The organism is uncultured Roseibium sp. (assembly GCF_947499295.1).
Classification (GTDB): Bacteria; Pseudomonadota; Alphaproteobacteria; order Rhizobiales; family Stappiaceae; genus Roseibium.
Genome location: NZ_CANMNP010000018.1, coordinates 63,757 through 75,888, shown reverse-complemented (window position 1 = coordinate 75,888; position 12,132 = coordinate 63,757). Strand labels below are relative to the sequence as shown.

Below are 12,132 nucleotides of genomic sequence, written 5' to 3'. Positions count from 1 at the left end.
TTGGCTGGAAGGATAGCAACACATGAACACGAGAAGCGCCATTTTCAGTGTCCTTGCCATAGCTGCAGTCTTCCTGGCGGGTCTGCAGTTGGTTTCCGCAAATGAACCCGATCCCGCCGAAACCGCAGACTTGCCCGGATTTGGCATCTGGGGACCCGCATACAAACTTCGAAATGTGCCGAACGGGATGCGCCTTGTCGTTCGTGCGCAAGGAACCCGCTCTGCAGAAACTGTCGGAAGTCTTGCGCGGTCAGCCAGCGAAGTGCTTGTTCTCAACTGCGCGCCCGAGATCGTGCCACTGACTTTCGAGGATGCATCACCGGATGGGAAACGCGAACTGCTCGGCGGCGTCTGGTGCCAGATCGACCACTATGGAATGACCGGGTTTGTGCCGGGAATATATCTCGACCCCATCCTGAACCGATAACCTAAGGCTGCAGTCTTTCAGCTAATTCGTGGAACTGGTTTTCGAAAGCACAATGAAAAACGAAAAAGGCCTCGAAATATCGGGGCCTTTTTCGTCATTTTCCGGTGATCCAGGATAATCTGAATTCGGGAATTTGGTGCCCAGGAGAGGACTCGAACCTCCACGCCCGTTAGGGCACTAGCACCTGAAGCTAGCGCGTCTACCAGTTCCGCCACCTGGGCTGTGAGGGGGGCTTGTAAGGGCCGGACCTGGGCTTGTCAATCATTATGCGCGACTTTTTTTCCTCATTCGAAGCCAGCCCTTCACACACGCTCTGCAAAGGGCTAAGACACTGGCAGACAGACCTGCGAAATAGCAGTTCGGTCACACCTTTTGGACGCGACAGAAGGCATTTTCACGATGTCCACACCACTTAACGGCAAACTCGTCACGATTTTCGGTGGCTCCGGTTTTCTAGGCCGCCACATTGTCCAGGCCCTTGCCAAGCGGGGCTATCGTGTCCGCGCCGCCGTGCGGCGTCCGGATCTGGCAACCCATCTGCAGCCGCTCGGTGCTCCCGGCCAGATCATGCCCATCCAGGCAAACCTTCGTTACCGCTGGTCCGTTGAACGCGCTGTTGTTGGTGCGGACGCCGTGCTGAACGCGGTCGGTATCCTGGCTCCGTCCGGAAAACAGTCATTCGATGCGGTTCAGGCCTTCGGCCCAAGGGCGATCGCTGAAGCTGCTCGCGCTGCCGGTCTTTCAAGCGTCACGCATATTTCGGCAATCGGTGCGGACCCGAAAAGCACGTCAGCTTATGCCCGCTCTAAGGCTGCCGGTGAAGCCGGTGTTCTGGAAACACTGCCGGATAGTGTCATTTTGCGCCCTTCGATTGTTTTCGGACCGGAAGACGACTTCTTCAACAAGTTTGCGGACATGGCCCGCTTCTCACCCAGCCTGCCGCTTATTGGTGGCGGTGAAACCAATTTCCAGCCGGTATATGTCTGCGATGTCGCCGAAGCTGTGGCGCGCGCCGTCGATGGTCAGCTCAATCCTGGCACCGTCTATGAGCTTGGTGGCCCGGAAATCAAAAGCTTCAAAGCTTGTCTTGAAGACATGCTGAGCGTCACGCGCCGCTCCCGCCTGTTGTTGCCGATCCCGTTCCCGGTCGCTTCTGCGATGGGCAAGATTTTTCAACTCTTCCCCTATGCCCCGCTGACGGCAGACCAGGTAGAACTTTTAAAGACCGACAATGTCGTTTCCGACACCGCAAAATCCGACGGACGGACACTGGAAGGTCTCGGCATCACACCGGCAACGCTTGCCTCTGTTCTGCCGACTTACCTCGACCGGTTTCGCGAACGCGGCCAATACGACGCGCACCGGCCGGCCTGACGGTCGCCATCCTGAAATTCAAATGGCGGGCTTCGGTCCGCCATTTTTCATTTGGACCCACCGCGCATGAGTGGATGTTCCGGGATAGCTGCAAAGGGTGATTGGTTCGCCAAAGCTTTCGATTGCCGCCTTTTTGCGCATGTCCTAGGCTTGTAACCAGCTGGGAGGCGCCCATCGTGTCAATTCTTACCAAAGTCACTTTGCTTTTTGTTGTTTTCGTGGACCTTCTCGGCCAGGGCCTCGTGTTTCCGATCATCAACAGCCTCATCATGGAACCTTCGACCTCGATGTTGCCGAAGGACACCTCGGATGCGGTTCGTCATTTCAACTACGGTCTGATCATCGGAGTCTTTTTTCTATGCTGGTTTTTTGGCGCGCCTTACATTTCCAAACTCTCAGATGTGATCGGACGGAAGAACGCCATTATCATCTGCCTGTTCGGCGCGCTTGGAGGCTACGCTTTGACGATCGTGGCCCTCTACCTCAACAGTTTCCTGCTGCTCATTCTCGGCCGTGCCATCACCGGCCTGACGGCCGGCAATCAGCCGATCGCCCAGGCGGCGATGATCGACGGCAGCGTCGACGACGAAGACCGAAACCGCAACATGGGCTACATCATCACAGGCGTCAGTTTCGGTCTGGTTGGTGGCCCTTTGATCGGCGGTTTTCTATCCGATCCGATCCTGATTGGCAGCATCGCCAGCATCAAACTGCCATTTTATGCCTGCTTCGTTCTGGTGGCGATCGCGATATTTCTGGTGGTCTTCGGCTTTGAAGACAAGGAAGACGCCATTGCGAAAAAACAGCCATTCGTGTTCCGCCCAGCCGAGATATTCGAGCTGTTGTGGCAAATCACCAAATACCCGAAGGTTATGCGGCTGACGTTTGTTTTCTTCTTCTTTCACATTGCCAACCTCTCCTTCTATATTTTTGTCGACAACTACCTGACCAGCCGCTTTGGATACGGCACCTTCGGCGGTTCCATGGTGATGCTGACAATCGGTGCCGCTCTTGCCTTTTCCAGCACGTTTCTTGTTGTGCCGGCACAAAAGCGGCTTAGCAAAGAAGCGATTTTGGGGATCACCTTCACTGTCTGGGCCCTTTCAGCGGCGGCGTTCGTTGCGTCTCCAGTGGCCATACTCACCTTCATTCCGGTGTTCTGTTTCTATTTTGTGTTCGGCATCGCCTACCCGACATTTCTCGGACTTTATTCGGCTGCGGTCGGTGACGAGGAGCAAGGCTGGGTGATGGGCGTTACAATCGCTGTGTTCACATTGGTCGCCGGCGTTATCTCCCTGATCGGGGGGGAACTCATCGGACTCGACCTGAACTTGCCTTTCTACGGCGTCATCATTGCCGCCATCCTTGCCCTGGCCGTCATGTTCCTTGCCTGGAACAAACCTGAAATCAAGGCGCTTACCAGAAGGTCCGGCGGCTGAAACTCAAGGTCAGCCGCCGAATTCCTCAGTGGTTCCAAAATTCTTCGCCCAGGCGGTCATGGTGCAATTCGCGATAGCCTGTTGTTGTGCGCACAAGGCCAATATCCCGCAATTCATCATGGTTCAGATGTGACAAAGCTTTGTGAGTTGCTCTGCGGCGGAAATAGCTGTTGAACTCAGCAGCAAATACACGAAGGGCGGAAAGCAGAAGACCGCGGCTATGCGCACGGCTGCGAAAAACGGTATCGATCTCAAGACTCATCTCACTTCTCCTAGGGGATTTGGAAGCCCCGCTTTTTGGGGACGAGACGAGAATGCCAAAGCAATCCTGACAACAGCGAGTCAGGTTTGATCCCGTTCTGTTCTCAGGTTATCATTTTTTTTGAGATGCATCTCTCCAGCCTGGATCAGGACCTCAATCCATGAACCCAATCGAACGTGCGCTCGGCATATTGCTGTTGCTGACCGGCGGCAAACTTGTCCCTGCCACGGCGCTTGCCGAGCGCTTTCAAGTTTCGCTTCGCACGATCTATCGTGACATCGACAGGCTGATTGCCCTCGGTGTCCCGGTTGACGCAGAACGTGGAGCGGAAGGCGGTTACCGCCTTGCAAGCGGCTACCTTCAGCCGCCAGTGGCGTTGACACGCAATGAAACAGCGGCCTTGCTGGCAGCCATGGCCCTTGTGCGCTCGAGCCGCACTGTGCCGCTGGCAGCCGAACTTGGTTCCGCGGAAAAGAAACTGCTCGCGTCACTGCCCAAATCCGTACACGGTCTCCTCAAGGACGCCGACAGGATCGTCGGCATCGAACCCATACCACCGGACATTTTTCATTCCGGGACCAAGGCGGAACCGACCGAGGACTGGCAAACGGCACTGGACGGCTTCATGGCCGGTATTTTGGACAGCAAACGCGTACGCTTTGAACACGTCAATCCGTCCCGGCGAACCGTCAAGTCGCATGATGTCGAACCCTTTGGCGTCATGTTCGACCGAGATCTTTGGTATCTGGCCGGTCGCTGTGTCGATACGGATCTGTTGAAAGTCTACCGGGCGGACAGAGTGCGCTCGCTAGAGGTCAGCGGGCTCTTTTTTCGACCCGACAAGGACTTTTCCATCAAGAGCCTCACAGGCGGTGCGTGGCTATCGCAGGCCATGCGCCGTTGGGAAAAGGAGGAAGACATCGCCGAGATCCTGATCACCCCGCATCAGGCCCGCAAGCTCAGTGCCGACTGGTATTACCGGCATGCGATCTTTACGCCTGCGGAGGACGGCAGAGTGCTGATCAGCATTCCGTCCACCGAAAGAGCAAGGATCCTGCCGCTGGTCCGTTGGCTGGGACCTGGTGCGGAGCTTCTCGGTCCGGAAAATCTGCGGCAGGAGCTGTCTGAGGAACTCGGCGTGCTGAAGTCGCTTTATGAACGATCCACGTTCGATAAATCAGCCTAGGAAATAAAGCCCTGCAAATCCGGCGAGACCGACACCGATACGCCACCAGGCGAACGGCGCAAACCCGTGCCGGGATACAAAGTCGAGAAGGCCCTTCACCACAAAAACCCCGGCAATGAACGACGCAACAAACCCGATCGTTATGATCACCGCATCATCCATCGAGAGCACATTCCGGTTCTTGTAAAGATCATAGGTGAACGCACCGGCCATGGTTGGCATGGCAAGGAAGAAAGAAAACTCTGCAGCCGATCTCTTGTCAGTCCCCATCAGCAGAGCGCCTGCGATTGTCGCACCGGAGCGGGAAACGCCCGGAACCATCGCAAGACATTGGCAAAAACCGATCTTGAGGCAAAGCGACAATGGATAGTCCATGACATTGGTGTAACGCGGGGATAACGGCAATCTGTCGATCCATAGAAGGATAACCCCGCCAATCAGCAAAGTGGAACAAATCAGGGCAGGCGTTTCGAACAACACTTCCTTGATGAAGCTGTGCAGCATGACGCCGATAACGGCAGCCGGAAGAAATGCGACCAGAATACCAAATACGAAGCGGCGGCTTGTCGGATCGCTCGGCAATGTAATAACCAGGTTCCACAAGCGGGCGAAATAGACCGACAATATGGCCAGGATCGCGCCCAGCTGGATCAAGACTTCAAAAGTCTTGCCCGTGCTTTCAAACCCAAGAAAGTGCCCAAGCAGCAGGATATGACCGGTGGACGAGACAGGAATGAACTCCGTCAACCCCTCAACAATCCCCAAAATGAGAGCGCTGACAATCGTTTGGCCATCCATTTTGTCACAGGTCTCCAAATGGCTTGCTACATTCCGGCCCGAACGGGTATGTCTCGCGACTCAGATTGCTATTCATTGCCGCCTGTTTGCCGGAGCAATTTCGTGCCGTCAAACCCTTGATAACCATATCCGGGCAAACTGGACGTTAACGCGATTTTCCCATTGGGCTTAGGGCTCGCACCCTAGTCTTGCCACAGTTCAGGCTCTAAACGCTTCAATGCTTACGCTCTACCACCACCCTTTCTCGCCGTCGTCCCGATTTGTGCGGCTCATCCTGGCCGAATACGGAGCAGCCTTCGAGGAGCATCACGTCGAGCCATGGGACAGGCCACAGCAACTCCTGATGCTGAATGCCGCCGGTACTGTTCCGGTGCTGGTGGAGAATGAAGGCCCCGCTATCTGTGGCCCGGGACCGATCATGGAATATCTCGACGAGACCCGGGGATATGCGGTTGCCGACAAGCGCCTGATGCCAGACCACCCCGAAGCAAGAGCTGAAACCAGGCGGCTGGTGGAATGGAGCCTTACCAAACTCGATGTTGAGGTTGTCGGCCATTTTGTGCGCGAACGTATCTACAAGCAGATCATGCCAAAGTCAGCTGGCGGCGGTGAACCCGATTCAGCAGCACTTCGCGTGGCGCGCGCAAACATCAACCATCATTTGAGGTATTTCGGCTATCTGGTCGCCTCCCGCCGCTGGATCGCAGGTGACCGTCTGTCCTTTGCCGATTTTGCGCTTGCTGCGGGGCTGTCCTGCGCCGATTATCTCGGGGAAGTCCCGTGGGGCGACGAGGAGGACATCAAGTCCTGGTATGCGCGGGTGAAGTCCCGCCCCAGCATGCGGCCACTCCTCGGCGAAAAGGTGCTCGGCATGCCGCCTGCTCCCACTTACGCGGACCTGGATTTTTAGACCGGCAGTTCGTTTGGTTTGGACACGAAAACTCAAAAAACTCTGTCTGCCTTCAGGGAAAAGGCAGACCAGCTCGGTTTCGATGCCGTGAACATAACCGCTGCCGACAGCATTCCCGAAGCCGGTGAAAGGCTGCGCCGTTTTCTGAAAAACGACTATCACGGAACAATGGCATGGATGGCCGACACGGCGGATCGCCGCGCGGCACCGCCTGCCCTTTGGTCTGATGTGAATTCGGTCATCATGCTTGCCATGAACTACGGCCCGGACGACGCGCAAGAGAACCATCCACTAGCTCATCTGGACGATCCGACCAAAGGTGGTATCTCGGTTTATGCCAGGCATCGCGACTATCATGACGTCATCAAGGGACGGCTGAAGGAGCTTGCAAGTTTTCTCGTGTCCAGAGCCGGCGGGGATGTCAAGGTTTTCGTCGACACGGCCCCGGTGATGGAAAAGCCGCTTGGTCAGGCCGCCGGTCTTGGCTGGCAAGGCAAACACACCAATCTGGTCTCGCGTGAACTCGGCTCCTGGTTTTTTCTCGGCTCGATCTTCACCACGCTCGTTTTGCCGCCGGATGGTGCAGAGATCGATCACTGCGGCTCGTGCCGGGCATGTCTCGACAGTTGTCCGACCGATGCCTTCCCCGCGCCCTACCAGCTCGACGCCCGGCGCTGCATCTCCTATCTGACGATCGAGCACGCAGGTCCCGTTCCGCATGAATTTCGCGAAGCCATGGGCAATCGTATCTATGGCTGTGATGACTGTCTGGCCGCCTGTCCCTGGAACAAGTTCGCCGGCGCGGCCAGGGAAGCCAAGCTCGTTGCGCGAGACGATCTCAAGAACCCGCAACTGGCCGACCTCCTCAAACTGGACGACGGCGCGTTTCGCAAACTGTTTTCGGGGTCGCCCATAAAGAGGATCGGGCGGAACCGGTTCATGCGGAATGTCCTGATCGCGGCGGGAAATTCAAAGACACCGGACCTCGTTCAAATCATTATGATTCTTCTGGACGATCCTAATCCGATTGTCCGGGGTGCCGCGGTATGGGCATTTCGCCGGCTCGGCCCAGATCACATTGTTGATAACCGGAAATCGAAGGCCTTGTCGTCGGAAATCGATGAAACCGTTCGCCAGGAATGGCTGAGTTGACCCGCTGAAAAGGCCGGACGTGATTCGACCTCGCCAAGAGAATGGTTCATAGTCATGGAATGGCCATGGACGTCTCCCTATATCGGGTCTGACCATCTCTTTCCCGGTCATTTCCGATCATCCGATTTGGAGCCAAAACATTGATTTCGCAAACTACGCTTCCGTCTTCCCGCCCATCTCTCCGAGCCCGTGTTCAGATCCTCAGCCTCACCACGGCTTTGGCTCTGGTGACGGGACCTGCCTTGGCGCAGGACAACGGAATAGCCGCCTTCAACGCCTATGTCGCGGGTCTGGCAGCGCTTGGGCTTGACGTTGAAAACGGATCCGTCAACTACGACGAGGGCAGTGACACGCTGACCCTGACCGACAGCAAACTTGTCTTTGCGGGTACAATTTCCGATTTGCCCTCGGACGACGGCGACGACACCACAACCCAGGACCTTGAATATTCTCTGTCCATGGAATCCGGCACCGTCACCATTACCGGTCTGACACATGATGCCGGCGCGTTCGCAGCCGATACCTGGATCTATTCCGACGACAGCGTTCTGATCGTCACCGGTTCGGTGGAAGGGGAAGGCCGCTTGCGTGCCGAAGGCCGTATGGCCGGAATCTCAGCGACCGGCTACAGCTTCACCATGCCCGAAATTCCGGCAGAGGATCCCAAGCGCCAGGCAAGCCGCTGGCTGCCGTTCCTCAAGGCAACCGTCCTGACCTCCTATGAGGAAGTCAAGGTCGACAGCACCGCCATGACATTCGAAGCCTATGCTGTCGAGGACGGTCAGGAAACGCCTGTGGTCACCGGAACCATGCAGATGGACGGGTATGTGATGGCCGATGCCAAAGACGGCTTCATCGGGTCCTACTCCATCGACAAGGTCACACAGAACCTGCAGACGCTCGACCCCGGCTCGGGCAACATGGTCAACCAGACCACCAGCCAGGGTAAGACCATTTACGAGAACATCGACGCGGCTTCGTTCGTTGATCTTTTTGATCCGGATGTTCCGGTGACCGGCGACGAAATTGTCATGATCGGTTCAGGGTCTGCCGTCGACTACGAAAATACCCAGGAAATTCTGCCGGGGATGACGCTCAAGATGAATATCGAGAGCGCAACAATGGGAGAAATGACGGTCACCAAACGTGATCATGATTTCCTCGCTGTTTTTGACGAACTGCTGGATACCAAGGAACCGTCTCCTGAAAAGATCATCACCAGCGTCTTTCAGCTTTATCGCTCGTTCGGCATCTCCGACGCCCGGGTCAGCGGTGTGTCCTTGAATGTGCCTTCTCCGGACACGGATGGCGGCTTTGACGTCAACATCAAGGAAATGGCGATGACCAACGTCAATTCCGATGGCATTGGCGAGATGATGATTGTCGGAGTGGATGCTCCGGAACTGCCGGAAGGCGCTTCAGTCAAACTCGACTGGGCTGCGATCGGCGACATCGAGTTCGCCGAATATACGCCGATGAAGGCCATGATCAGCACACTGATGGCCGACCCGGACTACGGCGAAAACAATCCGCTGGAAGTTGCCCGCGCCTTCATCCCGCGTTCCTTCGGCTATGAAGTGCAGGGACTGGATGTCAACGTTCCTGATGAAGGGCGCATACAGATCGGTAAAACCGAATTCAAAGCGTCCACCACCGTACCGCCGATCCCGACGAGCCTGTTCTTTAAGAGCGACGGTATCCGCGCCCCAATCAGCGCCGTCGATGACAAGGACGTTGAGGAGATGCTTCGAGCACTCGGGCTCGAAGAGATTGTCTGGTCCGATGAAACCCGGCTCTACTGGGACGAATCCACTCTTGAGCTTCGCCTTGAGCGCTTGATGGTGAACGTTGAAGGTGTCGGGAGTGCCGAAGCATCGGCCCGATTTGCAAACGTCCCGAAAGCCTTGTTTGAAGATCCGGAAGGTCAGGGCCAGATGGCAGCCATCACGGCGCAGTTCGTCGATGCATCGCTCGTATTCAACGATGCCGGCATTACGGCCAAGGGTCTGAAGCATATCGCGGATGCTGAAGGAATTCCGGAAGACGTCTTCCGTGAGGCCCTGGTTGCTCAGGCCGCTGAAGCGACCAGACCGATCCAGAACGAGACCTTCACAAACATGGTCAGTGAAGCGGTTTCGAAGTTCCTTGAGAACCCAGGCGAATTGAAGGTCACGCTCGCACCGGCCAACCCGGTGCCGCTTGCGCAAATTCTCGGCAGCATGGCCGCACCTCAAACGATCCCTGACCTGTTGAATGTCAACGTTACCGCGAATTGACCGGAAGACTTTCAACTGACAAACAAAGGGCGGCCAAGCGGCCGCCCTTTTCCATTCTGAATTCCACTTGTCTAACCTGTTCAATCGGCCTGCACGTCGAAGATCGACGTTTTCCAACAGCACCTGTTTGCGAACCGTGAGACAGAAATTTCAAAAATTCTGCGGCAGGTAGTCGGCTCCGGTCACATAGTTATAGCCGTCGAGCACAAGCCCGAAGACAGTGTTCACCTCTTCTGACGATTGCGGCGTGAAAATCAGGACGAATCCCTGCCAGCCGGGACGCTGATTTGCCCATGGGTGCATGGTTGCCCAGCCGGCACGGACAGCCTCTTGTGCCCTATCCGGGGGCAAAGAGGCATGAAGACTGCCGTCCGGGTGCAGATGGGCAAACTCCCGTCCTCCAACGATTGCCTGAGGGCGAGCCAATTTTACATCCTCATTCAGCCAAAACCCTTTGGCGCCAGGCAACGAAATGACGGTGGCGCGCAGTTCCACGCCGGGGATTTTCGCGACCCTTTCAAGCAGACGATCCGACAATTCGGGAACTGCTTGAGCTCCGATCTGGATATGCGGAACAGAACTTGTTGTCCGCGGCACCTCGCCTTTACGTTGTGGAAGGCGGTCCTCGCCAGCACGCGCAGTTTCAAAAAACAGCCCCGCAAGAAGCAGGATCGCGACTGCGCAACTTGTTCTGCCAAATCCGTTTTTCATTCGATTGCAGTCCATTTCGATCTCGGGATCGATCTGCTGGGTTTGCATCAGCTCCGGCCAAGCGCTCACTGAAAACAGCCGGAAATCTCTTAGGTTCGCAGCAAAGGCACTGTGCCGCCGTCGTCTAGTCACTCTCACGGAATTTCTCATGGCATGCCTTGCATGAGCCGCCAATCGCTCCGATGTTGCTTCGGACACCTTCGACGCCGCTGCCGGCCGCTTCACTCATCGCCGTTGCAGCCACAATCAACTGTTTGCCGATTTCAGCGCTTTCGGGGTAAGTCGTCCAGGCCTCTACCTTGGCCCGTGTTTGTCCGGGAAGTGCCGTGCTGTCAGACCCTTGCGGCCAAGCGGACCCGTTGTTCATTGAGGCGAGGATCCTGATGTTTTCAGCCGCAGTCGTTGCAGCATCAGCGTTGTAGTCCGCTTCGCCTTTCGCCATTGCTGCCAATTGCCCCAGGTTCCAGGCGTAAAGGGACATGACCGCTTTGCGCGCCTTGATGGCATTGTCGAATTCTCCCGCAGCGCTTGCCACGCTGCCTCCCAGGGCAACAGCAACACCCAGCGAACAAATCAACTTCAAACCATAGGTCATCATGCTACCCTTCTCTGTGCGATTTTGAACACTTTCAATTTTCCATTTTCGCAAACTGAGGTAAATTCGGAAAAATCAAACACAAAGGTGTGCGAAAATGCACAGACTTCGCTGGGATGATCTGCAGTTCCTTCATGCTGTAGCGGAACACGGTTCTCTTTCAGCTGCTTCGCGCGCCCTGGGCGTGAACCACGCAACAGTCCTGCGCAGGATCGCGTTGTTGGAAGCTGCAAATGGGGTTCAGCTATTTGATCGCAGCAGCGATGGATACCGGCTTCGTCCTGAAGGAAGAGCGCTTCTTGCTTCTCTCAAGCTGATGGAGCACGCCTCAGCACGCATTCAGCGGAGTCTTGTTCTGACATCCAAGGGTATTGAAGGTACCTTCCGGCTTTCAACAACTGACGCGATCGCCTGTCTTCGATTGCCGCGATACCTGACCGCGCTGCGTGCAACGCATCCCAATACGCATATAGAAATCGATGTCTCAAACGACCCGATTGATATGTCGTTGTCCGGTGCGGAGTTGCTCATCAGGCCAGGCTCAGAACTTCCAGCTGAACTCAGTGGACTACACGCCGGAACGGTGGGTTTTGGAATTTTCGGAACTGCCGGCTATCTGGAAAAAAATGCGGGGCGTGAAGCGGGCGAGTACAAATGGCTCGGCGTTTCACCGACATTCGCCCAGTCTACTGCCGGGGAATGGCAAGCTGCCAATAATCAAACACGGTTCGACTTTTCAGCTGACAGCTTCCTCGCACTCGCAAGCCTTGCCGCCGAGGGTCTGGGGCTTGCCATGCTACCTGTTTTTGTAGGCAACAAAACGCCTCAGCTCGTCAGAGTGTCTGAGTTTTCACGCGGCCCCGTCGCCGATATCTGGGTCGCAACTCACAAGGAGTTTCGACAACAAACGCATATTGAAGCGCTGCTGGAGTTCTTTGCAAAAGCCATCCGAACCGATGCGGAACTGAATTGAAATTCAGCATCGCATCAACAGTTCCGGGC

Annotated in this window: 12 protein-coding genes and 1 tRNA gene; 8 read left to right on the top strand and 5 right to left on the bottom strand. The window is 56.0% G+C overall.

Annotated features, from left to right (window positions below):
* The first annotated feature begins 22 nt into the window (after positions 1 to 22).
* A complete protein-coding gene (locus Q0835_RS23745) occupies positions 23 to 427 on the top strand; it encodes a hypothetical protein (protein WP_298964915.1) in 405 nt (134 codons plus the stop codon).
* Positions 428 to 561: 134 nt separating this feature from the next.
* Here the strand turns inward: Q0835_RS23745 and Q0835_RS23740 are convergent.
* Positions 562 to 648, bottom strand: a tRNA-Leu gene (locus tag Q0835_RS23740).
* Between the two features lie 178 nt (positions 649 to 826).
* On the opposite strand from Q0835_RS23740, the gene Q0835_RS23735 reads away from it, so the two are divergent.
* Both Q0835_RS23735 and Q0835_RS23730 read left to right on the top strand, forming a co-directional pair.
* Positions 827 to 1,801: a complex I NDUFA9 subunit family protein gene (locus tag Q0835_RS23735; protein WP_298964912.1), complete on the top strand. Its 975-nt coding sequence runs from the start codon at positions 827 to 829 to the stop codon at positions 1,799 to 1,801.
* A gap of 176 nt (positions 1,802 to 1,977) precedes the next feature.
* On the top strand, positions 1,978 to 3,240 hold the full coding sequence (locus Q0835_RS23730; protein WP_298964910.1) for an MFS transporter: 1,263 nt from the start codon (positions 1,978 to 1,980) through the stop codon (positions 3,238 to 3,240).
* Positions 3,241 to 3,265: 25 nt separating this feature from the next.
* Here the strand turns inward: Q0835_RS23730 and Q0835_RS23725 are convergent, their stop codons facing one another.
* Positions 3,266 to 3,502 carry a hypothetical protein gene (locus tag Q0835_RS23725; protein WP_298817772.1) on the bottom strand — a complete coding sequence of 79 codons (237 nt, stop codon included), beginning with the start codon at positions 3,500 to 3,502 and terminating at the stop codon, positions 3,266 to 3,268.
* Positions 3,503 to 3,662: 160 nt separating this feature from the next.
* Here Q0835_RS23725 and Q0835_RS23720 point away from each other — a divergent pair, with 160 nt between their 5' ends.
* A complete protein-coding gene (locus Q0835_RS23720) occupies positions 3,663 to 4,688 on the top strand; it encodes a WYL domain-containing protein (RefSeq protein WP_298964907.1) in 1,026 nt (341 codons plus the stop codon).
* Here the strand turns inward: Q0835_RS23720 and Q0835_RS23715 are convergent.
* The gene (locus tag Q0835_RS23715) at positions 4,680 to 5,486 is read right to left on the bottom strand and encodes an undecaprenyl-diphosphate phosphatase (RefSeq protein WP_298817768.1); all 807 of its coding nucleotides are present in this window, start codon (positions 5,484 to 5,486) and stop codon (positions 4,680 to 4,682) included. The two genes, Q0835_RS23720 and Q0835_RS23715, sit on opposite strands and share 9 nt — an antisense overlap.
* Before the next feature lie 217 nt (positions 5,487 to 5,703).
* On the opposite strand from Q0835_RS23715, the gene Q0835_RS23710 reads away from it, so the two are divergent.
* The 3 genes from Q0835_RS23710 to Q0835_RS23700 all read left to right on the top strand — a co-directional run bounded on the left by Q0835_RS23710 (position 5,704) and on the right by Q0835_RS23700 (position 9,824).
* Complete coding sequence (locus tag Q0835_RS23710; RefSeq protein WP_298817766.1) at positions 5,704 to 6,396, top strand: glutathione S-transferase family protein; 693 nt, start codon at positions 5,704 to 5,706, stop codon at positions 6,394 to 6,396.
* Positions 6,397 to 6,414: 18 nt separating this feature from the next.
* Positions 6,415 to 7,548 (top strand): tRNA epoxyqueuosine(34) reductase QueG, encoded by a 1,134-nt coding sequence (gene queG, locus Q0835_RS23705; RefSeq protein WP_298964904.1) that lies wholly within the window; start codon positions 6,415 to 6,417, stop codon positions 7,546 to 7,548.
* A gap of 140 nt (positions 7,549 to 7,688) precedes the next feature.
* A complete protein-coding gene (locus Q0835_RS23700; protein ID WP_298964900.1) occupies positions 7,689 to 9,824 on the top strand; it encodes a hypothetical protein in 2,136 nt (711 codons plus the stop codon).
* A gap of 150 nt (positions 9,825 to 9,974) precedes the next feature.
* Here the strand turns inward: Q0835_RS23700 and Q0835_RS23695 are convergent, their stop codons facing one another.
* Positions 9,975 to 10,604 carry a luciferase family protein gene (locus Q0835_RS23695; RefSeq protein ID WP_298964897.1) on the bottom strand — a complete coding sequence of 210 codons (630 nt, stop codon included), beginning with the start codon at positions 10,602 to 10,604 and terminating at the stop codon, positions 9,975 to 9,977.
* Positions 10,605 to 10,659: 55 nt separating this feature from the next.
* Complete coding sequence (locus Q0835_RS23690; protein WP_298817756.1) at positions 10,660 to 11,133, bottom strand: cytochrome c; 474 nt, start codon at positions 11,131 to 11,133, stop codon at positions 10,660 to 10,662.
* A 94-nt stretch (positions 11,134 to 11,227) separates the two neighbouring features.
* On the opposite strand from Q0835_RS23690, the gene Q0835_RS23685 reads away from it, so the two are divergent.
* Entirely contained in the window at positions 11,228 to 12,103 is an 876-nt protein-coding gene (locus tag Q0835_RS23685; protein WP_298964894.1) for a LysR family transcriptional regulator, read from the top strand.
* Positions 12,104 to 12,132 lie beyond the last annotated feature (29 nt).